This window comes from Microvirga lotononidis (assembly GCF_034627025.1).
Lineage (GTDB): Bacteria > Pseudomonadota > Alphaproteobacteria > Rhizobiales > Beijerinckiaceae > Microvirga > Microvirga lotononidis.
The window spans coordinates 714,534-738,084 of the sequence record NZ_CP141048.1; the positions used below are offsets into that span (position 1 = coordinate 714,534).

A 23,551-nucleotide genomic window follows, 5' to 3' on the forward strand; every position below is an offset into this window, starting at 1 on the left:
CCGGAATGCCGCTCGTTCAATTTTGTTTTGGAAAGTTTGGTAGCGGAGGAGGGATTTGAACCCCCGACACAAGGATTATGATTCCTCTGCTCTGACCAACTGAGCTACTCCGCCCCAGGAAGCGGGGCGGACCCCGCGTCAGGCATGGGCGATATAGGGAAAGTTGCCCCCCAGTGTCAAGGAAGACGCGCGGCAAAGCTGCGGATTTGTGCAGCGCGCTTCCGGTGGAGTTCCTCTTGACCTGCCCGGCGGGCCTGTCAGCCCTTCGACTTCATGCGCCAGAGCTGGAAGCCGTCGGTCGAAATCGCCTGTTCGATGGCTTTGCGCGAGAACTTGTGCGGCGGCGCCTCGCGGGAGCCGAGCGTGCCGGTCAGCCCCCAGGGTGCATATTTGGACGGGAGCTTGCTCCCCGCCTCATCGCCGGCAAACGCGTGCAGGTCGTCCTTGGCTTGGGAGGTGAACATGAAGAGACGCATGGCGATGACTTTCGTTTTTAAGCAGGTGGCAGCCCCTATGAAGATAGGGTCCGAGCCCCGAAAGTCACCTTTGTCGCACCGGGCATCCTCAACGCATGGTGCGTCGAGCCCAGCGCTGGCCCAGTCCCTAGGCCTGTTTCCTGATCCGCATCAGCTTGAAGAACCCGACCGGGAACAGGGTTCGCAGCTCCACGACCTCCATGCGGCCCGTCCTTCGGGCCCAATCCTCGACCCGGGCCGACTTGAAGGCCGAACTCCAGCCGATGGCCTTGGCGACGGGCGATGCCAGCTCCTCCAGGGCAGCGATCGGCCCCGAGGGTTGGCCCCAATGATTGGCGAGCACGATCTCGCCGCCCGGCTTCAGCACGCGCATGAACTCGTCGAGAGCCGTCTCCGGCTCCGGCACGAGGGTGATGATGAACTGGGCCGTGACGGCATCGAAGCTCTCGTCCGGGAAGCTCAGGCGGGTCACGTCCATGACCTGCAGGCTCTTCACGTGGCTGAGCCCCCGCTTCTCCACCTTGTCCTGCGCCCGGCGCAGCATGTCCTCGGAGAGATCGACCCCATAGACCTCCGCGTGCCTGGGATAGTAGCCGAGGGACAGGCCCGTGCCGACGCCCGCCTCCAGCACCTTGGGGCCGCAGGCGACGGCGGCGTTCACGGCCGCGCGGGCGGCCGGCTCGGTCAGCTTGTCGTAGACGAGGTCGTAGATCGGGGCCCAACGCGCATAAGCCTTGCGCATCAGGACGGTGGTGGCTCCATCCGTCATAAACGTTCCCTAGGTAAATACCTCAGGCCGCGGCGGACGCGGCTTCGGCGAGAGTCCGAGCAATGGTGCCCCCGCCAAGCACGCGCGCCCGGGGAGCATCGCTCTCATAGATGACACAAGCTTGACCGGGAGACACCCCATCTTCCGCCGATAACAGCTCGACCGTAGTGTGGGTTCCGGTGGATCTCAAGAGCGCCGGGCGAGGCTCGCGGGTGGAGCGGACACGCACGGCCACCTCCATGCCCTTGTCGCCCAGGGTTTCCAGGGGAACGTCGCCGAGCCAGTTCACGTCGGTCATGCGGATCAAGCGGGTGGCGAGGGCGTCCCGCGGGCCGACGACCACGCGCGCCTCCTTGGCGTCCAGGCGGACCACGTAGAGCGGCTCGCCCACGGAAAGGCCGAGCCCCTTCCGCTGTCCTACGGTGTAATGGATGATACCCTCATGGCGACCGAGCACGCGGCCGTCCACATGGACGATCTCCCCGCCCTGCACGGCGCCGGGCTTCAGCCGCTCGATCACGTCGCTGTAGCGGCCCTGCGTGACGAAGCAGATATCCTGGCTGTCGGCCTTCTCGGCCACGGTGAGGCCGAATTCGCGCGCCAGCTCGCGGGTCTTCTCCTTGGGCAGCTCACCTAAGGGAAAGCGCAAAAGGTCGAGCTGCTCCGGGGTCGTCGCATAGAGGAAATAGCTCTGGTCGCGGTCCGGATCGGCGGCCCGGTGGAGCGCACGGCGCCCGTCCGGCAGGGCGCGGCTTGCCACGTAATGGCCCGTGGCGAGCACGTCGGCGCCAAGCTCCCTGGCGGTCTCAAGGAGATCGCGGAACTTGATGGAGCGGTTGCACTCGACGCAAGGGATCGGCGTCTCGCCCGCCAGATAGCTCTGGGTGAAACGGTCGATCACGGCCTCGCGGAAGCGGGCCTCGTAATCGAGCACGTAATGGGGGATGCCGATGGCCTCCGCCACCCGCCGGGCATCGTAGATGTCCTGGCCAGCGCAGCAGGCGCCCTTTCGGTGCGCAGCGGCCCCGTGATCGTAGAGCTGGAGCGTGATCCCGAGGACGTCGTAGCCCTCGCGCTTGAGCAGGGCCGCGACGACGGAGGAGTCCACGCCGCCCGACATCGCGACGACGACGCGGGTCTTCGAGGGATCGGTGGGAAGATCGAGTGAGTTGAGCATGTTTCCATCCAGAGGCGCCGTTCAAGGCGGCGCACGGGAGGGGTTGCAAAGCCCCTCTATAACCTATCGTGCGGAAATGTGGACCCGTTTTCGCTGACGCGGCTCTCCGGCCCCGCGCCGAACGCGCCGCCGGCATGGACCAAAAGCATCGGATGCGCCCAAAAGCCGGGCCGACATCCAGGTCCGATGCTCCTGCGCCACAATTCTTAAAGGGAAAATGCGCCGCAATAAGGCAACGTTAACGTTTATGGCTAAGCTTAGGCATTCTCGTAACCGCCTGATCGGCTTAGGGAAACATTAAGTCCCGTCACGTAGGTTCGAGCCTGTCACAGGTCGTTGAATTTTTGTGTGAGCGTATCATGACCGAACCCCACCGCCCAAGGGTCAAGTATGTCATTGGGCCCGATGGCAGTCCCCTGACGATTGCCGACCTACCCCCGTCCAGCACCCGCCGCTGGGTCATCCGTCGCAAGGCCGAGGTCGTCGCCGCCGTCCGCGGCGGATTGCTCAGCCTGGAGGAGGCCTGCCAGCGCTACACGCTGACCACCGAGGAATTCCTGAGCTGGCAGATGTCCATCGACCAGCATGGCCTGGCCGGCCTGCGCACCACGCGCATCCAGCAATACCGCCAGTAAGCCGGCCGAACCACCTTCTTGAAAAGGCGCCCGTCACCCGACCGGCGCCTTTTTCACGGGCCGGAAGCTCGGCCGTTAAGAGCTTCCTAACCATAGAATGAGCATATATCCCTGAATCACTTCCCTTAAGGCAGGCTCGCATCGTGCTCGGCACCTCGGATTCGTTGGAACAGCAAGGCTCACCCCAGGCGAATGCAGCTGCGACGACACCCGAAACGGAACAGGCCATCGATGTTCTGAGGCGTATCCTGGTCGGGCGCACCATCGCCGACGTGGAGCGACACCTCATCCTCGATACCCTTGCGTCCTGCTTCGGCAACAGGACCCATGCCGCGCGGATCCTCGGCATCTCGATCCGCACCCTGCGCAACAAGCTCAACGAATACATGGAAGCCGGCATCGCGGTGCCGGAGCCGGGGCAGAGGCCGACAGTCGCTGCCTGAGGCCTACTTTTTCCGTAGCCAGAGGCTGGTCTCGTGCGCGCCGTGAACGAGAGGCAGCTCGGATAGAATGCCCCGGGACAGGGCCTCGCCGCTCGTTCCCGCCACATGATGGCTCGCGAAGACGAGGTCGTAGCCGCCCCCCTGCAGCAGGGCCCCCACGAGCAATTGCTCGTTATACCCGCGCCACTCCCACACCGCCGGATAGGAATGGGGAAGCGCGATGTCGTGGATATGGACCAGGGTCCCGCTTGCGAGGCGAGGCAGCGCATCGAGGAAGAGGCGGTCCACATCGGTGCCCGGCATGGCGATGTGGCTGGAATCGATGAAGAGGATATCTCCGGCCTCCAGAGCCTCGAACACACCCGGATCCGCGTCCCGCAGGAGCGCCTGCCGATGCTCCACGTCGAGCTTCCGTAGCGTGGCCCTAGGAGCGGGATCGATGCAGGTGATCCGGGTGGCAAGGCCCTCATCCTGGACCGCCTGGGCCATGAAGCGGGTCGAATGGCCGGATCCGATCTCCACGATCCGGCGCGGCCTCTCCCGGCGGACGATGGCGTAGGCGGCGGCCGCGTCGAGGCGGGGGAACCAGCTCTGGTCGAAGCGCGCAGGCCCCCTGCCCTCCAGGATGGAGCGCAGATCGTGCGCGTGGCTTTCGATGGCCTCCAGAACCTCGGAAAATCGGGGCTGCGCGGCCTCGAAGAGCGGGCGCAACGCCGGGTAATCCTGCGCCTCGACGCTCTCCGCATAGCGGTAAGGAATGAAGAAGCCGAGCCTCTTGACGCCGAGCAGGGTCGAGAGGCCGAAGCGCAGGCGCCGCCAGAAAGGGCTCATTTCTCGGAGGAGGACAGAGGCGGCGGCGGCACGGCGCCGTCGGGGGTACCCGCCCGCCCGCGCCAGGCTTGGGCCAGACGCGCCCGCTCGAACATCAGAACGACCACGAGGGAGAGGGCGAAGGGGATGAGAAGATAGAAGAGACGGAAGATGATGAGGGCTGCCAGAACGTCGGCCTTGGGGATGTCCGGCATGGCCGTCAGGAAGACCAGCTCGAAGACCCCGAGCCCTCCGGGCGCGTGGCTGACCAGGGCGGCCGAGAAGGAGGCCAGGAAGACCGCCAGCACGATGATGAAGCTCGGCTCCAGATGGGCCGGGAGCACGAAATAGATGATGCCGGCGGCGCCCAGGAGTTCGAGCGGCGCGGCGATCAGCTGGCGCGTCATGACGGCGGGACGGGGATATTCCAGCTTGGCCTTGCGGATGACGAGCGGCGGCAGGTGCAGGATGGACCCCACCACATAGAGCGCGACGAAGCCGAGAAGCAGGAACCCGACGACCCGCGCCGTCGCGGGATTGGTGAGCATCGGCGGGAGAAGATCCTCAAGCCGGTGCAGCAGGGTCGGATCGGACACCAGCACGATGCCGCCGAGCAGAATGGTGCCGAGGCCGAAGGTGAAGGAGCACAGGGCCACGAGCACGGCGATCTGGGGCGCACTCAGGCCTTTCGACGTATAGGCCCGATACCGCACCACCGCACCGGAGAAGACCGATGCGCCGATGTTGTGGGACAGGGCATAGGTCGTGAACGACGTGACCGACACGAAGAGCCACGAGATATGGCGCACCCCCAGGTGCAGAAGGGCGATCCGGTCGTACCAGGCGAGGGCCGCATAGGCCACGAGAGTGGAGAGCGCAGCGAGGGCGTAGCGGTGCGACGGAACGGCCGTCAGGCTGTCCCAGACATCGTCGAGAGACATCCCCCGCAATTCACGATAAAGAAGCCAGCCCGACACGACGACTGCAAGCAGCCCGATCACGGGCCAAATGAACTCACGCACATTCTTCATCGAGCCGGCAGAACTCCCTCGTTGTTTCTTCTGTGCCCACAATCCCATTGTTCTGCAAGGGGATTATGCCTTGCCGGGGCATGACATAAGGTCCAAGGCAGGCATCCGCCGCGGAAGAGCGATTCACGAAGGATCCGAAGGCTCTCTGAAGAGGCGTGACGTCAGGTAACAATCGCATTATCAAGCGGAGCAGCTCTCCTTTCTCACCGATTTCACAAGGCATGGGCCCATGACGGCGGAACCTGCGACGCCCCTCAATCTCGATGGCTATACCGACCTACCGCAGGGGAAGATCGCGACGATCGTCACCTATCTCGAGATGCGCGAGCCTCCGGCCCGTCCACCGTTCCAGAAACCGGAGAACTGGAGTCTCCATCGCATCGATCAGGACCATCCTCGTTACCGGGCCCTGTTCAGGACGATCGGTGAACCATGGCTCTGGTTCAGCCGGGCCGTGATGCCGGATCACGAATTGGCGGCCATCCTCGACGACCCCAAGGTCGAGGCCTATGCCCTGCATGACGGCGAGGCCGATGTCGGGCTGCTCGAACTCGACTTCCGCACCGAGGGAGAGGCCGAGCTGGCCTTCCTCGGACTCGTTCCCGGATTCATCGGCCAGGGTGCCGGGAGCTTCCTGATGGGCGAAGCCATCGCCCGCGCCTTCGCCAATCCGGTCGAGCGCTTCTTCGTCCATACCTGCACGCTGGACTCGCCGGGCGCCCTGCCCTTCTACATGCGCTCTGGCTTCACGCCGTACCGCCGCGCCATCGAGGTGGCCGATGACCCGCGCCTGCAGGGCTTCCTTCCAATGGAGGCGGCAGCTCACATTCCGGTCCTGGGGACCCCGGAACAGGAAAAGGGCGCGTCCCGTCCGGACACGCCCTTTCGCCGAATTCAAATGAGCTGATCGATCAGGCCGATGCGCGAACCGCGCGGCCATGCCCGGCCTGGGCGATGGCGGCATCGAGGGTCCGCTCGCGGTCTTCCAGGCTCTCGGCCTTCTTCAGCTCCTCGAAGGCTTCGCCGAGTTCGGCCTTGGCATCGTCGAGCTGGATATGCAGGTTCTGGGCCGAGTGGCGAAGGTTGTCCCGCCTCTGGGCCGCAGCGCGCGCGTAGGTCGGATAGGCAAAGTGGTTCGGGTCGGCGATGCCGGCCTTCTGCTCCTCCGCGGCGATTTCCCGGTCCAGATCAGCCGCCATGCGGTCGAACTCAGAGATCATCATCTCGATCTGCGCAACCCGGCGACGCTTCTCGTCGACCTGAAAACGCTTGAGGCGGATGAGCGTATCCCGCGACTTCATCTTGATTGAACTCCACACGTCGCTGTTTCACTGCATCTCACGGATCGCTCAGTTATCCGCCAGACATGCGTCACCTTCGCCCATGGAAGTTGAGCTTTCCTTACCGGCTGCGACAAAAAATTTCCTATCCCCTGGGCGCCCCTCTGGAGCGCCGCGAGCCAGGACGGAAACCGCCGGGGCTCGTAAACCTTTCGTTTACCGATTTCGTTAAGACTGGCTCGATCACGGGTGCGGCTGCTTCGGATCCGCCTCCGGGTTCACATGAAACGCTTAGGTTACAAGAATTTGGGATGATGTGAGGCGGTTCCCTATGGTTACCCAGAATCCACAGGATAATCGCCTTCGGCAGATGATCTGCCTCTCCAGGTCGTTAAGCGCTTGCATCCCAGAATCAGTGTTTGTTAACCATTCTGCATTAGCGTTTCGAATCAGTTCAGAAGAGCATCCGCCGCAAGCCCGGTGGCGGATGGGCGGCTATCCGCTGCTCGAAGGCTCAAGGGCAAGGGCTGGGGATTGAACATGCGCGTACTTCTGATCGAAGACGACAGCGCGACTGCGCAAAGCATCGAATTGATGCTAAAGTCCGAGAACTTCAACATTTATACGACGGATCTCGGCGAAGAGGGCATCGACCTCGGCAAACTCTACGATTACGACATCATCCTTCTCGACCTGAACCTCCCCGACATGTCGGGCTACGAGGTCCTGCGGACGCTCCGCGTCGCGAAGGTGAAGACGCCGATCCTGATCCTCTCCGGCATGGCCGGCATCGAGGACAAGGTGAAGGGCCTGGGCTTCGGCGCCGACGATTATCTCACCAAGCCGTTCCACAAGGACGAGATGGTGGCCCGCATCCATGCGATCGTCCGCCGCTCGAAGGGGCACGCCCAGTCGGTCATCACGACGGGCGATCTCATCGTGAACCTCGACACGAAGACCGTCGAAGTCAGCGGAGCCCGCGTGCACCTGACGGGCAAGGAGTACCAGATGCTGGAGCTCCTCTCCCTGCGCAAGGGCACGACCCTGACGAAGGAGATGTTCCTCAACCATCTCTACGGCGGCATGGACGAGCCGGAGCTGAAGATCATCGACGTGTTCATCTGCAAACTGCGCAAGAAGCTTGCCAATGCTTCGCAGGGCCGTAACTACATCGAAACGGTCTGGGGACGCGGTTATGTGCTGCGCGAGCCGAACGAGGCGGAAGAGCGCATCGCGATCTGATCGTCGCGATCGGCAGGAAATCAAAGAAGCCCGGCTCCAGCCCGGGCTTTTTTGTTGGCGCCAGCATGGAGGTTCACATGAAATCCGTTCTTCTGTCGTGGCAGTTCTGGGCCCTGCTCTCAGCCGCCTTCGCGGCCCTGACGGCGATCTTCGCCAAGGTCGGCATCGAGAATATCAATTCGGATTTCGCGACCTTCATCCGGACTGTCGTGATCCTGGTCGTGCTCGGAGGAATCCTGATCGGAACGGGCCAGTGGCAGGCTCCGACATCCGTCTCCGGCAGGACGTATCTCTTCCTTGTCCTCTCCGGGCTTGCGACGGGCGCATCCTGGCTCTGCTATTTCCGGGCGCTCAAGCTCGGCGATGCGGCGCGCGTCGCTCCGATCGACAAGCTCAGCGTCGTGCTCGTCGCCCTGTTCGGCGTGCTCTTTCTCGGAGAAAAACTGGCGATGCCGAACTGGATCGGCATCGCGCTCATCGCGTCGGGCGCGGTTCTCGTCGCCTACAAGGCGTAAGGACCGACGATCAGACCGTCGCGGCCTTGATCGTCACCTCGTCGCCCTCGATGCCGAACGCGATACTCATGTTCGAGGCGCGGGCCACCATGCCGGCGTAATAGACCTGGATGCCGTGGGCATCGACCGTTCCGTTTTCGGAATCCCCGGCGAGCAGCGCTTCGGAATGCGCCGGGATGCGGGCGTTGAGGCCCTTCGACACGAGGGTGAAGGCGCAGCTCTCCGCATCGCCCGTCACGGTCACGGCGATCGAGCCGCCGCGGGGGATCGCCGTGGTGGCGATCATGACCAGGTTCAGGAGCAGCTTCACCCGGTTCTTCGGGAACAGGAGCCGGGGCGACGACCAGGAGAAGCTGATCTTGTCGTCCAGGAAAAGCCCGCGGGCCACCTGCTCGGCGTCGCCGAGATCGATGGAAGCGCCGGCCGATCCGGCGGCCCCGAAGGCGAGACGCGCGAACTGGAGACGGGCCGAGGCCTGCTTGGCGCTCTTCTGGATCAGGTCGAGCGCGAAATCGCGCATGGAGGCATCGCTGTCATCCTCGAGAACCTCCAGCCCGTTGACGATCGCGCCCACCGGCGAAATCACGTCGTGGCAGACGCGCGAGCAGAGAAGAGCGGCGAGGTCGAGCGAATCGAGCGAGATCGTGGCCATGAGGGCTCCGGAAGCACCGTAATGTCAGCTGTACGTTCATGAAATCGAGATTTCGACGCGTACCCATACAGCCAAACAGGAAAGAGAACGTGAACCCGGATACCCGGCTACGAGTTCTTTGGGAAGCGGGCAAAAAGAGATCGACAGATCTCGAGGGAACGGGCACAAAGCCATGATGCGCTTCGATGGTCAAAACCCTGACGAAATCGCCCTGAAGCTCGCTCACATCGCCGTCGAGGCGGGCCGCATCCTCCGCGGCATGGAGACGGCCTTTCTCGAAAAGCGCATCAAGGACGACGGAACTCCCACGACGGCGGCGGACCTCGCCGCCGAGCAGCTGATCCTCAAGCGGCTCGAGGAGGCTTGGCCCGGGGTGCCGGTCGTGGCGGAGGAAACCTGCAGCGCAGGGCATGTCGATCACTCTTTCTTTCTGGTCGACCCCCTCGACGGTACGGGCGACTTCATCCGCGGCACCGGCGAATACAGCGTCAACATCGCCCTGATCCAGGGCCAAAGGCCCACGGCAGCCGTGGTGGCCGCCCCCGCCATGGGGTCGATCTGGATCGCCGGAGCGACGGCCCGAACGAGCCCCCTCCCCGACGGGACGGCCGATTTCGACTGGCGCGAGGCGACGGTCCGTCCGGCACCCGAAAAGGATCTCGTCGCCCTGGTGAGCCGCCGCCATGGCGACAGCGCCACGGAGGTCTGCCTTTCGGCCCTGTCGATCGGCACCCGGCGCATGACATCATCGGCCTTGAAATTCTGCCTCATCGCGTCCGGCGAGGCCGACGTCTATGTGCGCTGCGGCCCGACCATGGAATGGGACACGGCGGCGGGCGACCACATTCTGACCCGCGCGGGCGGCAGCGTCGTCGGCCCCGGCGGCATCCCGCTTACCTATGGCCACGAGGACAGGGGCTACCGGAACGGACCTTTCGCGGCCATCGGCGACAACGCCCTGGCCTCGCGCCTCGACCTGCCGAGGGTCGCGTCCTAGAGCCCACACCAGCAAGTCCCTCAGCATCCAGCGCGAAAGTTTGAGCCGGTTTGGCGCGTAGGGATGCGATCCATCAAACACGTCGCGCCTCTGACCTGAGTTCGAATACCCGTCCGGTGCGCTCGTGCCTCAGGACGGATCAGGCTGCCCGAAGGCGAGCCTGTGAGCATAGGCGCGCACATCCTCGGGCCATCGGGACGTCAGGTCCATGAACTGCCCTTCATGACCGGCGAAGAGCGCGCGCAAAGCCTCCTCGTAACCCGGGAAGTCGCCCGCGACAGCCGACATGAAGCGATAGCTCGCCTCCTGGGCGGCCCTCCTCCGGCTCTCCCCTCGATCGGCTTGGCGCGCCTCGTCGACGAGGCGACGAAGAGCCTGGGATGCGCCTCCCGGCTGCGCCGACAGCCATTCCCAATGACGCGGCAACAGGGTGACCTCGCGCGAGACGACTCCCAGTTTGGGACGCCCGCGCCCCTGAGCCGGTACGGCAGCCTTCGAGCCTGAGGCTGCTTCCTGCTCCCGCGCGACTAGGCGGGACACGATCTCGGCGGAACTGCCTCGCAGGTCCACATCGATGACCTGACCCGTTGCATCCTCGAAGATGATGGCGGGCTCGGTTGACGCTCCTTCGAGAGCTCTGGCCGCCAAGGCAACGTCGACCAGCGGCCCAGAGGCCATCATCCGGGTCCCTGCGAAGAGGGTACAGGGTTTGGACAGGAGTTCAGCCATCGGTATCTCCACTTCGAACATATTTATACCCAGGTGAAAATTGCTCTGTCAAAGTTTTATTACCCGTGCAATATTCTGCACCCGGAACATGCCGATGACCCGGCGGGCGTAAGGGAGGCTCTGATGCAGGGCATTGATAGGAAGGCTGCCATCGCGGCCTACAAGGAAGCGAAGGTGGTTGCAGGCATCTATGCCGTTCGGTGCCGGACGACCGGCACGTGCTGGCTCGGCCGGTCGCCGAACCTGTCCAAGATCCAAAACCGCGTTTGGTTCACGCTTCGACAGGGCAGCCATACCTGCCGGTCGCTGCAGGCCGAATGGCGGATGCACGGGCCGGACGCCTTCGTCCTGGAGGAGATCGAGCGGCTTCCGGAAGAGAGTAGCGCCTATCTTCGGGATCGCCTCCTGAAGGAGCGCCTCGCCCACTGGGCCGAGAGGCTGGGAGCCGAAGCCCTATGATCTCGCATCGGCAGGGCTTTGCCCGATGAACCTTGCCGTATGGTCACCAAACGGCAGGCGTACAGGTTTTGTTAGGGTTGATGGCCTTAAACTCGATCTCCACGAAGATTGTCCGGCCCTGTTGCCGAATTGTCGAACGCTTCATGCGAGGAGATGGCCCATGCGCTCCCGGTCCACGATTGTTGCGGCAGCGGCTTTTGCCGCCCTGATCGGTGCCCTGCCCCTGCAGGCTTCGGCCCAGTCCGTTCAACGCGCCTATGCGAGCAATCCCGGCGGACCCAACTCGTTCAATTCCAACGAGCTGGTCGAGTCGGGACACCAGTTCTTCGGCTCCGCTTCCCGCGGTCTCGCCCTGGCCCTGCAGGAAGCCATCCGGCGCTGGGGCGAGCCCAACGGCTATATTCTGGGCCAGGAAGCCTCAGGAGCCTTCTTCGGCGGGTTGCGCTACGGCGAGGGCAAGCTCTTCACCCGCAATGCGGGTCAACGCAAGGTGTTCTGGCAGGGGCCGTCCCTCGGCTTCGACGTGGGCGGCGACGGCGCCCGCACCATGATGCTGGTCTACAACATGCCCTTCACGGACGCTCTTTATAAGCGCTTCGTGGGCCTCGACGGCTCGGCCTATTTCATCGGCGGCTTCGGCGTCACGGCCGTCGCGGCCGACGAGATGATCGTGGTTCCGATCCGGGCCGGCGTCGGAGCGCGCCTCGGCGTCAATGTCGGCTACCTGAAATTCACCCCGGAGCCGACCTGGAATCCGTTCTGAGATCGGCCCAGGAACGCGGGATTCGACGGCCGCTCGGACGTCATGGCCGGCCCTGTGCCAACCATCTCGATTGGCAAGGCACAGCGCCCCCTAGAACCGAGATCACCGGCACGAGGCGGGCGATAACCTGAGGCGAATGATCACTCGGCTTTGCCATGCCAGTGGAAACCGTCTTCGAATGCGCTACAACGGGCGGTCTGGAGCATGACAGTTCCGGAAAGCTGCGCAGGCACAAGACCAGGTGCTTGAGCGTTAACGGTCAAGCATTTTGGAGTTGGCGTCCGCGTGATCGAAAGCATCATGATCTTTGCGTTGGGGTTCGTCGCAGCATCCCTCATCGCACTTCTCATCATCCCAGCCGTCAATGCCCGCGCGGAGCGCCTCGCCCGCCGCAGGGCGGAGGCGCTCTTTCCCATGTCGATCTCGGAATTGACGGCCGAGAAGGATCATTTGCGCGCCGAATTCGCCGTGATGCAGCGGCGGATCGAGCGCAAGGCCGAGGAAGCCCTGGCCACCAAGCACGAGAGCATGGAAGAGCTCGGGCGGCGGGCCATCCGGATCGAGGCCTTGGAATCCACCCTTGCGGAGCGTGATCGCACCGTTGTCGAACTGGAGACCCGGCTTGCGGAAACGCAGACCCGGCTCGCCTCCACCGAAGCGGATCAGACTCAGACGCAGGCCCATCTCTCGGGCACCCGCGAGACTCTCACAGCTCTCGAGAACGCCCACCGGTCGACCCTGGACGAGCTTTCCAATACCCGCATGGAACTCGACATCGCCCAGAGCGAGGGCGCGAAGCTCAAGAACGAACTCCTCCATCTGGAGGACAAGCTCGCCCGCCTGGAGGCGGATTTCACGGATGCCCAGAGGCGCCTCACGACATCCTTGAGCGAACTCGACACCAAGCGCATCACCATCTCGGACCTGGAAACCCGCCTGATGACCCAGACGGCCCGAGGCAATGATTTCGAGCGGGCCTTGGGCGAGCGCCACAGCGAACTCTCCGACGAGCGCCTGCGTCTCGCCGAGCTGGCCAAGAGCCTTGCCGCCGAGCAGGAGCGCGGCCTGATCCTGGAGCAGCGGATCCGCGAAATAGAGGGCGAGCGGGACGAGGCTCAGGCGCGTCTCACAGGCCTGGAAGGCTCCGGGGTACAGACCGACGAGCTGCGCCGCCAGATCACGGAGGTCGCCGCTCAGATCATGAAGAGCGACAACAACAACTCCGACAATGGGAAGACGCGGGACAACAACCGCTCCCGCGAGGGCAAGCGCCGCCGCTCGGCGGGGAAGTAGGTTCTCCCCGCCGGCTCATGGGTTACTTGGGCTCGACCTGCGGATTGCCGCCGGGGCTGCCCGGCGGGGGGATCACCGGCATCGTGCCGGGGTCCGGCACCGGCGGACGCACGGTGTTGTCAGGAGAGATGTTTGCCGGCGGACGGATCACCCCGTCGGAGCGCTCCAGCTTGTCGCTCAAGGTGTTGGTCGAGCCGGTCTCGGCCGGGCCGTTGTTCGGGCCGGAGAGATTGCTGTCGGGCTCGACCTTCTCGGCTGGCATCTGGCTCGGCCCAGGCATGTTCGGGGCCTGCTGCCTCAGAACCTCGGGATTTTGAGCCAGGGCTGCCGTGCCGAGGCCGGCGGCCAGGATCGTGGATAGGACCAGCACACGCTTCATGGGTCGCTCCTTTGCAAAGGCAACGGGCGACCCAGGAGCGGGTTCCGGCAGAGCTACTCGGCCGCCAGGGCCGGCGCGCTGGCCATTTGCAGATAAAGCGCCCGCAGCCGCGCCGTGACAGGGCCGGGCTTGCCGTCGGCAACCGGGCGCCCGTCGATGGACACGATGGGGAGAACGAAGTTCGAGGCACTGGTCAGGAAGGCTTCCGCCGCATCATAGGCCTCCTCGACCGTGAAGCGGCGCTCCTCCAGGACGATCCCGTCCTCCTGTGAGAGCCTGAGCAGGGACTTGCGGGTGATGCCGGGCAGGATGGCGTTCGAGAGCGGACGCACGACGATGCTGCCCTGCTTCGTCACGATGAAGGCGCTCGACGAGCCGCCCTCCGTCACGAAACCGTCCTCCACCAGCCAAGCCTCCTGGGCGCCCGCCTCCTTGGCCGCCTGCTTGGCGAGGACCTGGGCGAGCAGGTTGATCGACTTGATGTCGCGCCTCTGCCAGCGCAGGTCCGGAACCGTCACGACGGCAATCCCGGTCCGAGCCGCCGGAGCGTCGGCGATGGACTTGGCCTGGGTGAACATCGCCACCGTGGGCTTGGGATCCTCGGGGAAGAAGAAGTCCCGCTCGGCCACCCCGCGGGTCACCTGGAAATAGATGAAGCCCTCAGTCATGCCGTTGCGGCGCGCGAGTTCCTCCTGAAGCCGGGTCCACTCGGCCCTGGAATAGGGATTGGGGATGCGGATCTCGGCGAGCGAACGCTCCAGACGCTCGAGATGGGCCTCGTTGTCGATCAAGCGCCCGTCGAGCATGCCGATGCCCTCGTAGACGCCGTCCCCGAACATGAAGCCGCGGTCCATGAAGGGCACCTTGGCCTCTTCGATCGGCAGGAAGGATCCGTTCAGGAAGACGATGCGGGACATGAGAACTCCAAAGTCGTAAGCGGCGCGCAAGCTTAACCTATGGGCAGATGAACGGCCCGATCTATATGGCCAAGGATCGCTGCAACCTCTCGCCGATAGGTAAACTCATCATGAGAGCGACGCCACTTCTCATTTTGAAGGCCCTGCCCTTCCTGCTGTTCATGGCCCCGCCGGCCACCGCCGCGTCCCTGCCGGCCCAGAGCTGGTTCAACCAGCAGGGCTATGTGGGGCCGTCGGGAAGCCGGATCATCGCCTGCCATGGCTATGGCTGCGTGAGGCGGATGGCGATCTCGGTCGATGGAGCGTGGCTGAGCCGGGCAAGAGAGATGCTGCGGTCCAACCAGGGCTCACCCGATGCGGAACGGCAGGCGCTCAGCGAGGTGATCCGCTCCTACACGGCCTATCTCTCCACCTCGTTGGGAGGAAAGCCGGATGTTCCGGGGTCGCCGCCCCAGATGTCGGGCGTCTATGGACAGATGGATTGCCTGGATGAAACCGCGAACACCACGAGCGTACTCCTGGTCCTGCAGGAACAGGGACTTCTGGCCCATCATGTGGTGCAATATCCAGAATCGCGGGGTTTCTTCCTCGATGGGCGCTACCCGCATTTCACCGCGGTGATCACCGAGAAGCGGACGGGAACGGCCTGGGCGGTGGATCCCTGGAAGAAGGCCCCTGGTCAGAGGCCTGATATCCTGCCGCTCACGCGGTGGCGGCAGGATTCATAGTCGAGCTTACGGCCCGCAGGCTTATTTCAGGTGCTGTGCGAGGTGCTTGTTCATTTCGAACATCGTCACCTTCGGCTTGCCGAAGATCGGCTGCAGCTTGTCGTCAGCCAGGATCTCGCGCTTGTTCTCGGGATTCTGGAGGTTGTTCTTCTTGATGTAGTCCCAGATCTTGCTCACGACCTCACCGCGCGGCAGCGGATCCGAGCCTACGATGGCAGCCAGTTCCTTGGACGGCTGCAAGGGCTTCTGAAGAGCGTTGGGCTTCGAGCCTTCCGTCTTCGTGGCAGCCTTCTTCGCACCGGCTTTTCCGTCTGTAGTCTTGGTCGGCATTTATTCCTCCGGGAATGGGATGGGAAAGCTCATCGACAGCCCTGAAGCAGGCCCGAAAAGCTCATTGACCAGCCTTCGGTCGGACATCCCGGCTACATTACCGGAGCCCGGCCCCCTGACAGAAGGTCAATTCCGGCAGAGCTTATGTCCGCTCAGCGCCAGCAGCAAGCCGCAGTTCAGGAATTTAGGCGGTTTTCGGAAAGGGAAGGATCTTCCCCGCGTCATCGACCGCAGGTCGTGGATTTTTGGCAACATGGCCGAAGCGCCGGGTGCGCTCCGCTGCGGACGCCACATGGGACACGATGGCCTCGTTGGGGCATGGCTTGGCGAGGAACGCCGCGCCGGGTGGGAGGTCCCCTTCCGAAGGCCATTGCCGGCCGGACATGATGAGGATCTCGGTCTCCGGCCAGGTGCGATGGACCCGGTGGGCGAGCTCGAAGCCATTGCACCCCAGAGGCATGTCCACGTCGGTCAGGAGCACATTGACGGGCAGCCCCGCCTCAAGAAGCACCATCGCCTCCGTGGCATTGGCAGCCTCGACCACCCTGAAGCCGGCATCTTCAAGCAGATCGGAGATGAAGAGGCGGATGAGAGGCTCGTCTTCGACGAGGAGAACCGTGGAGGGATGGGCGGACATCGACTTCTTGATTCAATGCACAATGCCCAACAACGCCGCCAAATCGGTTTGGTTCCGGAACCGGTCAGAAAAATGCAATATCATGTCAACCGAAGCCCCAACGTCTGCCGCAGCGTCATGTGACGAGCCAAGCCTTCCGACGCGATATTCTTCAGCTTGGCCTCGATTTCGAAATCCGACCAGGATAGGTGGCGCATCACGAGATCGTTGACAGCCTCGTTCCACATGAGGTCCGAATGGGCCCGCAGATCCTTTGGTTTGACCCCGGCGGCGATCAGGGCCTGAAAGCCCGGAAGCGTCCCCGGATCCTGATCCGGCAGCAGGTCCTCCCGGGAGACGCTTACATGGCTCACCGGGCGCACGCCGCGCCAGGACGCCAGGATCCGCGCGATCCTGGGATCCTCCGGCTCGATGTATTCACCCCGGCTCATGATCCAATGATGATGGAGATCGAGGACAAGCGGCACATCGTCCGCGAGCGGCAGGAGGTCGTCGAGGCCGAAGCTGACTTCGTCGTTTTCGATGGTGATCAGGTTGCGGGCCGTGCGCGACAGATGCTGCAGACCGCTCCGGATTCCCTCCGCCCCGAGAGCCTTCGCGCCGCCGTGAATGTTGATATGCGCGCCGTGAGGATGCCATCCCTCCCCATATCCCATGAGCGCCATGACCTCGGCATGGTATTCGAACTCCGCCAACCCGTTGGCTGCGGCCGACGGATTGGCGGAGGCGATCACACAGAACTGGCCCGGATGCATGCTGAGCCGCACATCGCTGGCGCGCGCCAGCTCCCCCATGGCAGCGAGTTTGGTTTCGATCGTGCGGCGCAGGTCCAGGTCGCGGTAGATGTCCTTGCAGCTCGCGTGGGTGTAACCGGGAAGCAGATCACTGGACAGACGATGCAGCCGCTCGCTCTTCGGCCGTCTCGCCACATTGGCGATCTGCAGGCGAAACGCTTCGAGATTATGCGCCACGACCGCGCTGATCTTGTCATAGGCAGCCCTCGGAACGAGCCGACCGAGATAGGCCATCGTGACCGTGCTCGTGTTCATCGCGCGCGCGGTCTGCGCGTCGCCATCCTCGGGAATGTATTTGCAGCAGAAGCCGAAGCGGGAATCTTGCATGACGAGAGATGACGCCATCAGGCGGCGGCGGGTTCCTGCGCCACCGTCAGCATGGCAGGCGGTTGAGGGAGAGATGATCGACGGATTCCAGAAGCGTTCGCTCCTCGAAAGGCTTTGCCACGAACGCCGCCTGCCGGAGGGTTTGAGGCAAGTCGGAGGGCTGCGACGCCGACACGAAGACGAAGGGAATCCGTCGCGCCGCGAGAGCCTCCGCCACGCCAAAACTCTTGCCGCCGATCACGTCGATGTCGAGCAGCGCGCAATCGAATCCATCGTCGAGATGCCGGAAGGCTTCGTCGAGGGAACTCAAGGAATCGACGATCTCATGCCCTTCCGACTCGAGGATCGCTTGCAGGTCGGTCGCAATCCAGGGATCGTCTTCCAGGATCAGAATACGCATACCCAACTCCAACATCCGATCCTTCGACTGGACCGCAACTCTCCCAGGCATTTCGACGATAGGAAATCTTTTCCTTGTGTAGGAGCAACAAGTTCGACAGCAGCTCGTTCCCGCATACGTCGCATCGGACTGAATTTTTGAAGAGTTACGGTTAAGAAGCCGATATTGCACGCGTGCGATTTTGGATAGGTCCTTGAAACCGGAGGCGTCAATCCCATCTTACTCTCAACCTGGCGGCACAAGCGCTTGCCAGAAGCGGTCACGATGCCGAGATGCTGACGCCGGATGTACGCGCATCATCTCGCCGTGGCCGTTGTCATTTGTGCGGCACGCTCGCCGGTGGCGCACCTATTCACCCCATTGCAGCCTTCCCGAATCCAACAAAAAAGCGCCGGCTTTCGCCGGCGCCTTTTCACTTCGGTACTGGTGCAGTTCAAGCATCAATGGCGATTGGTATCGCGCTGGTTGTTGAACTCGCTCTCGTGCCGGCTGAAGCGCGCTTCGTCGCCGCTGAAGGTGTCCTCGACATATTCGCGGCCGCGATTGGCGGCATCGCGGGCATAGCGAAGACCCTGGTTGCGAACCTCGTCAGCCCATTCGCCGAACATCTCGTTCTCGCGGCGGGTGCGCGGCAGCAAGGCGCCGAGGAGAAGACCTGTGGCCAATCCCACGAGGCCGACGACCATCGGGTTCTCGGACACGTAGCTTTGAACGCCGCCACGCGCATTACCGAAGGCACGAGCAGACCGCCCGCCCATCTGGTTCATGCGACGGCGCTGGCCTGAATAGGTATCGGATGCCCAGTGCGAGGCGCGCTCGTAGGTGTCGCGCGCCCAATCGGAAGCGCCTTCATAGGCCTCTCCCGCTTTCTGCCGGGCCTGATCCGCAGCCTGCTGGGCCTTGTCGGTGATCGACCCACCCTGCTCCTGCGCGTTCTGCTGGGACTGGCCTTTCTGCTGACCGGATGCCTGATTGCCGCCGGTGGCGCCGGAACCCTGGGCCGACCGCTGCTCATGGGCATGAGGCATGGGCGGCTCGCCGATATTGCCCACCGACGTTCCGGCAGAGACGTTCCCTGTCGTGCCCGACTGCGCCCCGCTCGGCTTACCGGTTTCGTTTTTGCTGTTAGCCATGGAAAACTCCTGTTTCATGATCAAAATCGGGAACTGGTGCGGGGAGGTTCGAACATCGGATCGGACGTGCTCAGCGGCGCGCCCTCCGCCCCATAGAGACGAGGATCCTCCGCCTCCATCAGCAGATGCTCTTCCGTGATCAGATCCTCATCGGCTGCGATCAGACGGGTTCTCCGAGGTGCAGTCGACCGACCGAGGCGATAGGCGAGAAGCCCGACGCCCATGGCGATCAGCATGACCGGAACTGGATTGCGCCTGACCGTATCCAGAACCTTTTCGTAAAGCGGTCCGTACTGGCCGTTCCGGGCGGTGCCGAGCATATCGTCGACCACACCGGAAACCGTCATCTTGTTCTGGAGACGGTCGATGGTCTGGTCGAGCTGAGCGCGGCTACGCTCAATGTCGCTTTCCAGTTCCTGCAGACTCTGTGACGTCATCATGCACCTCTTTCCGACAGGACTTCCGCATCGCGCTTGAGCGAATGCATCGTCCGCTTCGGCGTGAGCGTGGACGACGACATGGCGCTGCGTCCCCACAGCCCGAGGCCGATGGCGATCAAGGCCAGCACGCCGCCAACGATGAGCGCGGCAAGCGCCTCCGAATGGACGACGGTCGCCAGCCACTTCACGAGCGAGTCTGTCAGCAACATGACGGCCGCGATGGCGAAGATCGCCGCCACGACTACCATGGCGAGCCCCATGAAAAGCGTGCGGATGTTCTGAGATACCTCGGTCTTGAAAAGGGTGAATTCCTTCTGTGCGAGATCGGTGGATTCCCGCAGCGCCTCACCCACGAGACCCTGGATCGTTTGGTTGCCGTTGCCCTGCATGGCGGCCTCCGTCAGGCGCTGGAGCGCGAGCGCTGGGCCTGCCGCGCACGGGACCGCGCAGTCTGGGCCTGGCTTTCGCGCACGTCGTCATAGCGAAGGTCCTCGGCCGTGCTTTTGATGAAGCGGGCGGCAAGGAAGCCGATGGCCACGGTTGCGGCCGCCACGGTTGCCGGGCGGCGACGGACCACATCCTCGAAGTCGTTGAAGAAATCCGCGAAGGTGCGCTCACGGATGGAATCCGCTAGCTGCTCCAGACCCTCGGCCGCGGTATCGACGACAGCGCGGATGTTGGGCCGCTCATCGAAGGAATGGGTGGATTCGCGCAGAGAATTGGCGAAATCCGCAACGGATTGCGCGATATCGTCCTTGCGGCGGTCGACGTAATCCGTCGCCTGCTCGCGCGCGGAATCGATGAAGTACCGGCTGCGCTCCACTGCGGCACCTGCGATGTCGCCGACATCGCCCTTGAGCGCATCCCAATCCTCGTTGCCGTTGTCCTGCTGCCTGTCGGTGTTCTGCTGTCCCACGCCCATGGTCAACCTCTTTCAATCGTGAGTGAGTAACCATTAGAAGCGCGGCGGGTTCCGAAGGTCTCCAAGGCTCAATGCTTTAGGGGATGAAGCGCTCCCTGCTCAGGGCGCTGTCGGGAGGTCCCTCACCGGGACGTCGCAAGCCAGTCGACGAGATCGGCCACCTTCTGGCGGGCCTCGTCGTCCTTCAGATTCAGGAAGCCGCGCACGATGCGGCGGCTGTCCGAGCGGTTCAGAAACTCGGCCATCAAGCTGTCATCGGTCAAGCCGCCGGCCCGTAGGCCGGGAAGCCCTTCGAAGAAGAACTCGAAGTTCACATCCAAGATGCCGGCGATTTGAAGCAGGCGGCTCGCACCGATGCGGTTCGTGCCCTTCTCATATTTCTGGATCTGCTGGAACGTGATCCCGAGGGCACTTGCAAGCTTCTCCTGGCTCATCCCAAGCGTGACGCGCCGGGCTTTGACGCGGCCTCCGATATGCCGATCGACCTCGTTGGGTGACTTTTTGTGCAAAGAACGCTCCTGCGGCAGCCTTTTCCTCTCCGGGCCTTTTCCAGAACCCTTGTTAGTATTGATACATCATTATAAGCTCGATTGGAAAGCCTTTTCGGGAGATTTCCTTGAGCGGCAGCGCCTTCGACCACGCGACGGAAGCCTTCAGCTTCATCGACCGCCTCGACGGACTGACCAGCCTGGACGACGTGGTGGAAGCCGTCGCCCGGACGTTCTCGTTGTTCGGCTTCGAGAACTTCATCATGACGGGCCTGCCGAACCCCAAGGAGCGCTTCGAACAGGTCGTCCTGCTCAGGAAGTGGCCGATGGGGTGGTTCGATATTTATGTCCGGCACGATTACGTAAGGTCCGACCCAATCATCCGCCTCTGCAAAAACACGACGCAGCCCTTCGAGTGGTCAGAGGCACCCTATGACCGGGCAACCGAGCGCAAGGCCGCCGAGGTCATGGAGCGGGCCACGGATTTCAGGATGCGGGACGGCTTCTGCCTGCCGATTCATGGGATCAATGGTTATGAGGCCTGCTTCTCCATGAGCGGCGTGGACCTTGACCTATCCCCCCGGACGAAGCCCGCCCTCCACCTGATGGCCATGTATGCCTTCGAGCGCGCCCGAGGGTTGCTCGATGCCCAGACCCCGGCCGGCCCCAGTTTGCTCACGCCCCGCGAGCGCGAAGCCTTGCTCTGGGCCGCCGCGGGAAAGTCGGCCGCGGATACGGGTGAGATTCTCGGGATCACCGAACGTACCGTCACGGCCCACATCGTCAGCGCCTGCCAGAAGCTCGAGGCGGTCAACAAGACCCAGGCGGTGGCGCGGGCGCTTAAATACAAGCTGATCCAGCTGTAACGCATCACCTGTAATTTCCTACAATATCTTTCTTCCGCCTAGCGCGAGAAGAATGCCCCCCTTGATCATGAAGGGGTGTGGAATTCCATGACGACAATTCATGTGATCACGAAGGACAACCTGAGTTTATACGAACACCCGTTGGAGGAATACTTCCGCCTCCGGCACGAGGTCTTCGTCAGGGAACGCGGGTGGCAAGGCCTGCATCGCCCCGACGGACGGGAGATCGACGCCTACGACAACAGCAACGCGATCTATCTCCTGGCCATCGAACAGGACCGGGTCGTGGGAGGCCAGCGGCTTTACCCGACCGTTCTGCCCCATATGCTGAGCGACGTCTTCGGCCACATGGCGCCACGGGGCATCCTCCGAGCCGACCGCGTCTTCGAGTGGACGCGCTACTTCGTCGTCAAGGAAAGACGCATGGGGCGAACGGATTGCAGGCTTCTCGCGGCCGTGCAGGAGTACTGCCTGGAGGAAGGCATCACGGAACTCACGGCGGTTGTCGAGATGTGGTGGCTGCCGCGCTGGCAGCAGACAGGCTTCAAGGTAAAGCCTCTGGGCCTGCCGACGACGATCGAAGGCCAGCCCTGCATCGCGGCGTCGATCACCGTGTCACCGGAGAGCCTGGAGCAGGTTCGCCGCATCGCCGGTCTGCGCGGCTCCGTGCTCGAACGCAATACCCCGCTGTCTCCAGCTATAAGACGGGTGCCGCATGTCGCTGCCTGAAGAGAACCCTCTCCTCTCCTGCATTGTCCCGGACGAGTTGATCGAGCGCGCCTCCCGCAACATGGCGCATTGCCTGGCTCAGTTTCCCGCCATCGCGCGCCTGAGGCTTCTGGCCTTCATGCATCTGGTGGAATACCCGGACACGATGCGCGCCTCGCTCGAGATCACCCCGTCGGGAACCATGCGGCTAATCCTGGACACGAAGGTCGCGCCGGATCCGGCCCATCGGCATTGAGGCTGCGCGTTCCGGCCGCCTCGAAAACGAAAGAGCCTCGCGCTGCGGGAGCGCGAGGCTGTTCCTTCGCAAGCGTCGTTTACGCGGCCTTGGTGTTCACGCGCGCCTCGGCAAGCTGGGTCAGCAGCTTGTCGGTCTTCTTCTCCTCTTCGAGGTTCTGGTCGAGGAGCGTCACGGCGTCGTTCAGGCCCAGCTCGCCGGCCCAGGTCTTCAGGGAGCCGTAGCGGGTGATCTCGTAATGCTCGACGGCCTGCGCGGCGGCGAGGATGCCCGCGTCGAGAGCCTCGCTGTCGGCGAAGTCCTCCATGACTTCCTTGCCTTCCTCGATGATGCCGTTGATCGCTTCGCACTGCACGCCGCGAGCTGGCTTGCCGAGCATCTCGAACACCTTCTCGAGCCGCTCGATCTGGCCTTCCGTCTCTTCGCGATGGGTCTCGAAGGCCTGCTTGAGCTCCTCGGAATCGGCGTTCTTCGCCATCCGCGGCAGGGCCTTCAGGATCTGTTTCTCGGCGTAGTAGACGTCCTTCAGCGTGTGAAGGAACAGGTCGTTCAGGGTCTTTTCCTTGGCTGCCATCGTAACAACTCCTTCGTTGAGCGTGGACTCAACGAAGGTCAAGCTTCGGGGTTCCTGCAGAATTTTTCGGCTCTTGTCACAGGGGAACAACACGGCTTCGCGTCGCGTTCGGCCAAGATCAAAGAAGGAGAACAGACGTGACGAACATGATGGATGGAGAGCCCAACCTCAGTACGGTCGAGCGCGGGGCCTATATGCTGGCCGGGCTCGGCCTGGCGGCTGCGGCGGCCAAGCCGCGCCCCAATCCCCTCTTGAACATTCTCGCGCTCGCGGGCGGCTCTTATCTCGCTTGGCGCGGCTATGTGGGCAATTGCCCCGTCAAGGCGGCCCTCATGGGCTCGGACGCTCAGGATCGCATCGCGCATCACGGCTAGAGCATTT

33 protein-coding genes, 1 tRNA gene and 1 pseudogene are annotated in these 23,551 nt (G+C 63.3%); 14 read left to right on the top strand and 21 right to left on the bottom strand.

Annotated elements, in window-relative coordinates; genetic code table 11:
- Nucleotides 1-37: 37 nt before the first annotated feature.
- The 4 genes from U0023_RS03210 to mnmA all read right to left on the bottom strand — a co-directional run bounded on the left by U0023_RS03210 (nt 38) and on the right by mnmA (nt 2,422).
- Nucleotides 38-114: transfer RNA gene (locus tag U0023_RS03210), tRNA-Met, on the bottom strand.
- Nucleotides 115-257: 143 nt separating this feature from the next.
- Nucleotides 258-476 carry a hypothetical protein gene (locus tag U0023_RS03215; protein WP_009763785.1) on the bottom strand — a complete coding sequence of 73 codons (219 nt, stop codon included), beginning with the start codon at nt 474-476 and terminating at the stop codon, nt 258-260.
- A 127-nt stretch (nt 477-603) separates the two neighbouring features.
- Nucleotides 604-1,245 carry a class I SAM-dependent methyltransferase gene (locus tag U0023_RS03220; protein ID WP_009763784.1) on the bottom strand — a complete coding sequence of 214 codons (642 nt, stop codon included), beginning with the start codon at nt 1,243-1,245 and terminating at the stop codon, nt 604-606.
- Between the two features lie 22 nt (nt 1,246-1,267).
- Nucleotides 1,268-2,422 (bottom strand): tRNA 2-thiouridine(34) synthase MnmA, encoded by a 1,155-nt coding sequence (mnmA, locus tag U0023_RS03225; protein WP_009763783.1) that lies wholly within the window; start codon nt 2,420-2,422, stop codon nt 1,268-1,270.
- 359 nt (nt 2,423-2,781) lie between these two features.
- Here mnmA and sciP point away from each other — a divergent pair, with 359 nt between their 5' ends.
- Together sciP and U0023_RS03235 are read left to right on the top strand one after the other, a co-directional pair.
- Nucleotides 2,782-3,057: a CtrA inhibitor SciP gene (gene sciP, locus U0023_RS03230; protein WP_009763782.1), complete on the top strand. Its 276-nt coding sequence runs from the start codon at nt 2,782-2,784 to the stop codon at nt 3,055-3,057.
- A gap of 242 nt (nt 3,058-3,299) precedes the next feature.
- Nucleotides 3,300-3,500, top strand: a pseudogene (locus U0023_RS03235) (helix-turn-helix domain-containing protein); the annotation flags it as partial.
- A 3-nt stretch (nt 3,501-3,503) separates the two neighbouring features.
- On the opposite strand, the gene U0023_RS03240 reads toward U0023_RS03235, so the two are convergent.
- Together U0023_RS03240 and U0023_RS03245 are read right to left on the bottom strand one after the other, a co-directional pair.
- Nucleotides 3,504-4,331, bottom strand: coding sequence for a class I SAM-dependent methyltransferase (locus tag U0023_RS03240; RefSeq protein WP_009763780.1), 828 nt, complete (start codon nt 4,329-4,331; stop codon nt 3,504-3,506).
- On the bottom strand, nt 4,328-5,341 hold the full coding sequence (locus U0023_RS03245; protein ID WP_009763779.1) for a lysylphosphatidylglycerol synthase domain-containing protein: 1,014 nt from the start codon (nt 5,339-5,341) through the stop codon (nt 4,328-4,330). Before U0023_RS03245 ends, U0023_RS03240 begins: the two co-directional genes overlap by 4 nt.
- 229 nt (nt 5,342-5,570) lie before the next feature.
- On the opposite strand from U0023_RS03245, the gene U0023_RS03250 reads away from it, so the two are divergent.
- Nucleotides 5,571-6,248, top strand: a complete 678-nt coding sequence (locus tag U0023_RS03250) for a GNAT family N-acetyltransferase (protein ID WP_009763778.1) — start codon at nt 5,571-5,573, stop codon at nt 6,246-6,248.
- Nucleotides 6,249-6,252: 4 nt separating this feature from the next.
- On the opposite strand, the gene U0023_RS03255 is transcribed toward U0023_RS03250, so the two are convergent.
- Nucleotides 6,253-6,642, bottom strand: coding sequence for a flagellar export protein FliJ (locus U0023_RS03255; RefSeq protein ID WP_009763777.1), 390 nt, complete (start codon nt 6,640-6,642; stop codon nt 6,253-6,255).
- A gap of 519 nt (nt 6,643-7,161) precedes the next feature.
- Between U0023_RS03255 and ctrA the strand changes: the two genes are divergently transcribed.
- Nucleotides 7,162-7,863 (top strand): response regulator transcription factor CtrA, encoded by a 702-nt coding sequence (gene ctrA / locus U0023_RS03260; RefSeq protein WP_009763776.1) that lies wholly within the window; start codon nt 7,162-7,164, stop codon nt 7,861-7,863.
- Between the two features lie 77 nt (nt 7,864-7,940).
- Nucleotides 7,941-8,378 (top strand): EamA family transporter, encoded by a 438-nt coding sequence (locus U0023_RS03265; RefSeq protein ID WP_009763775.1) that lies wholly within the window; start codon nt 7,941-7,943, stop codon nt 8,376-8,378.
- 10 nt (nt 8,379-8,388) lie between these two features.
- Here the strand turns inward: U0023_RS03265 and chpT are convergent, their stop codons facing one another.
- Nucleotides 8,389-9,030 (bottom strand): histidine phosphotransferase ChpT, encoded by a 642-nt coding sequence (chpT, locus tag U0023_RS03270; RefSeq protein ID WP_009763774.1) that lies wholly within the window; start codon nt 9,028-9,030, stop codon nt 8,389-8,391.
- A gap of 172 nt (nt 9,031-9,202) precedes the next feature.
- Here chpT and U0023_RS03275 point away from each other — a divergent pair, with 172 nt between their 5' ends.
- Nucleotides 9,203-10,027 carry a 3'(2'),5'-bisphosphate nucleotidase CysQ family protein gene (locus U0023_RS03275; protein ID WP_009763773.1) on the top strand — a complete coding sequence of 275 codons (825 nt, stop codon included), beginning with the start codon at nt 9,203-9,205 and terminating at the stop codon, nt 10,025-10,027.
- 129 nt (nt 10,028-10,156) lie between these two features.
- On the opposite strand, the gene U0023_RS03280 is transcribed toward U0023_RS03275, so the two are convergent.
- Nucleotides 10,157-10,756: a DUF2239 family protein gene (locus U0023_RS03280; protein WP_009763772.1), complete on the bottom strand. Its 600-nt coding sequence runs from the start codon at nt 10,754-10,756 to the stop codon at nt 10,157-10,159.
- 123 nt (nt 10,757-10,879) lie between these two features.
- On the opposite strand from U0023_RS03280, the gene U0023_RS03285 reads away from it, so the two are divergent.
- The 3 genes from U0023_RS03285 to U0023_RS03295 all read left to right on the top strand — a co-directional run bounded on the left by U0023_RS03285 (nt 10,880) and on the right by U0023_RS03295 (nt 13,271).
- Entirely contained in the window at nt 10,880-11,215 is a 336-nt protein-coding gene (locus U0023_RS03285; protein ID WP_009763771.1) for a GIY-YIG nuclease family protein, read from the top strand.
- A 160-nt stretch (nt 11,216-11,375) separates the two neighbouring features.
- Nucleotides 11,376-11,978: a DUF1134 domain-containing protein gene (locus tag U0023_RS03290; protein ID WP_009763770.1), complete on the top strand. Its 603-nt coding sequence runs from the start codon at nt 11,376-11,378 to the stop codon at nt 11,976-11,978.
- Nucleotides 11,979-12,263: 285 nt separating this feature from the next.
- The gene (locus tag U0023_RS03295) at nt 12,264-13,271 is read left to right on the top strand and encodes a coiled-coil domain-containing protein (protein WP_052600599.1); all 1,008 of its coding nucleotides are present in this window, start codon (nt 12,264-12,266) and stop codon (nt 13,269-13,271) included.
- Between the two features lie 22 nt (nt 13,272-13,293).
- Here the strand turns inward: U0023_RS03295 and U0023_RS03300 are convergent, their stop codons facing one another.
- Together U0023_RS03300 and U0023_RS03305 are read right to left on the bottom strand one after the other, a co-directional pair.
- Nucleotides 13,294-13,650, bottom strand: coding sequence for a hypothetical protein (locus U0023_RS03300; protein ID WP_009763768.1), 357 nt, complete (start codon nt 13,648-13,650; stop codon nt 13,294-13,296).
- A gap of 53 nt (nt 13,651-13,703) precedes the next feature.
- Nucleotides 13,704-14,567, bottom strand: a complete 864-nt coding sequence (locus tag U0023_RS03305) for a D-amino-acid transaminase (protein WP_009763767.1) — start codon at nt 14,565-14,567, stop codon at nt 13,704-13,706.
- Between the two features lie 110 nt (nt 14,568-14,677).
- On the opposite strand from U0023_RS03305, the gene U0023_RS03310 reads away from it, so the two are divergent.
- On the top strand, nt 14,678-15,295 hold the full coding sequence (locus U0023_RS03310) for a hypothetical protein (RefSeq protein WP_154661144.1): 618 nt from the start codon (nt 14,678-14,680) through the stop codon (nt 15,293-15,295).
- A gap of 21 nt (nt 15,296-15,316) precedes the next feature.
- On the opposite strand, the gene U0023_RS03315 is transcribed toward U0023_RS03310, so the two are convergent.
- The 9 genes from U0023_RS03315 to U0023_RS03355 all read right to left on the bottom strand — a co-directional run bounded on the left by U0023_RS03315 (nt 15,317) and on the right by U0023_RS03355 (nt 20,787).
- Nucleotides 15,317-15,625: an SWIB/MDM2 domain-containing protein gene (locus U0023_RS03315; RefSeq protein WP_009763765.1), complete on the bottom strand. Its 309-nt coding sequence runs from the start codon at nt 15,623-15,625 to the stop codon at nt 15,317-15,319.
- Nucleotides 15,626-15,809: 184 nt separating this feature from the next.
- Nucleotides 15,810-16,262 (bottom strand): response regulator, encoded by a 453-nt coding sequence (locus U0023_RS03320; RefSeq protein WP_009763764.1) that lies wholly within the window; start codon nt 16,260-16,262, stop codon nt 15,810-15,812.
- A gap of 80 nt (nt 16,263-16,342) precedes the next feature.
- Nucleotides 16,343-17,401 (bottom strand): apurinic/apyrimidinic endonuclease family protein, encoded by a 1,059-nt coding sequence (locus U0023_RS03325; RefSeq protein ID WP_009763763.1) that lies wholly within the window; start codon nt 17,399-17,401, stop codon nt 16,343-16,345.
- A 28-nt stretch (nt 17,402-17,429) separates the two neighbouring features.
- Nucleotides 17,430-17,783, bottom strand: a complete 354-nt coding sequence (locus U0023_RS03330) for a response regulator (RefSeq protein ID WP_009763762.1) — start codon at nt 17,781-17,783, stop codon at nt 17,430-17,432.
- Nucleotides 17,784-18,223: 440 nt separating this feature from the next.
- On the bottom strand, nt 18,224-18,916 hold the full coding sequence (locus U0023_RS03335; protein ID WP_009763761.1) for a hypothetical protein: 693 nt from the start codon (nt 18,914-18,916) through the stop codon (nt 18,224-18,226).
- A gap of 20 nt (nt 18,917-18,936) precedes the next feature.
- Nucleotides 18,937-19,356, bottom strand: a complete 420-nt coding sequence (locus tag U0023_RS03340; RefSeq protein WP_083861442.1) for a DUF3618 domain-containing protein — start codon at nt 19,354-19,356, stop codon at nt 18,937-18,939.
- Nucleotides 19,353-19,745, bottom strand: a complete 393-nt coding sequence (locus tag U0023_RS03345) for a phage holin family protein (RefSeq protein ID WP_009763759.1) — start codon at nt 19,743-19,745, stop codon at nt 19,353-19,355. Before U0023_RS03345 ends, U0023_RS03340 begins: the two co-directional genes overlap by 4 nt.
- A gap of 11 nt (nt 19,746-19,756) precedes the next feature.
- Nucleotides 19,757-20,278 (bottom strand): hypothetical protein, encoded by a 522-nt coding sequence (locus U0023_RS03350; protein WP_009763758.1) that lies wholly within the window; start codon nt 20,276-20,278, stop codon nt 19,757-19,759.
- A gap of 122 nt (nt 20,279-20,400) precedes the next feature.
- Nucleotides 20,401-20,787: a helix-turn-helix domain-containing protein gene (locus U0023_RS03355; protein ID WP_009763757.1), complete on the bottom strand. Its 387-nt coding sequence runs from the start codon at nt 20,785-20,787 to the stop codon at nt 20,401-20,403.
- 107 nt (nt 20,788-20,894) lie between these two features.
- Between U0023_RS03355 and U0023_RS03360 the strand changes: the two genes are divergently transcribed.
- The 3 genes from U0023_RS03360 (at nt 20,895) to U0023_RS03370 (ending at nt 22,596) form a co-directional block, all read left to right on the top strand.
- Nucleotides 20,895-21,632 (top strand): LuxR family transcriptional regulator, encoded by a 738-nt coding sequence (locus U0023_RS03360; RefSeq protein WP_009763756.1) that lies wholly within the window; start codon nt 20,895-20,897, stop codon nt 21,630-21,632.
- A gap of 87 nt (nt 21,633-21,719) precedes the next feature.
- The gene (locus U0023_RS03365; protein ID WP_009763755.1) at nt 21,720-22,361 is read left to right on the top strand and encodes an acyl-homoserine-lactone synthase; all 642 of its coding nucleotides are present in this window, start codon (nt 21,720-21,722) and stop codon (nt 22,359-22,361) included.
- Entirely contained in the window at nt 22,348-22,596 is a 249-nt protein-coding gene (locus U0023_RS03370) for a hypothetical protein (protein WP_009763754.1), read from the top strand. The genes U0023_RS03365 and U0023_RS03370 overlap by 14 nt, the downstream gene beginning before the upstream one ends.
- 79 nt (nt 22,597-22,675) lie before the next feature.
- Here U0023_RS03370 and U0023_RS03375 read toward each other — a convergent pair whose 3' ends face one another.
- Nucleotides 22,676-23,170, bottom strand: a complete 495-nt coding sequence (locus U0023_RS03375) for a YciE/YciF ferroxidase family protein (protein ID WP_009763753.1) — start codon at nt 23,168-23,170, stop codon at nt 22,676-22,678.
- Between the two features lie 146 nt (nt 23,171-23,316).
- Here U0023_RS03375 and U0023_RS03380 point away from each other — a divergent pair, with 146 nt between their 5' ends.
- On the top strand, nt 23,317-23,544 hold the full coding sequence (locus U0023_RS03380; protein ID WP_040639060.1) for a YgaP-like transmembrane domain: 228 nt from the start codon (nt 23,317-23,319) through the stop codon (nt 23,542-23,544).
- Nucleotides 23,545-23,551: the final 7 nt, after the last annotated feature.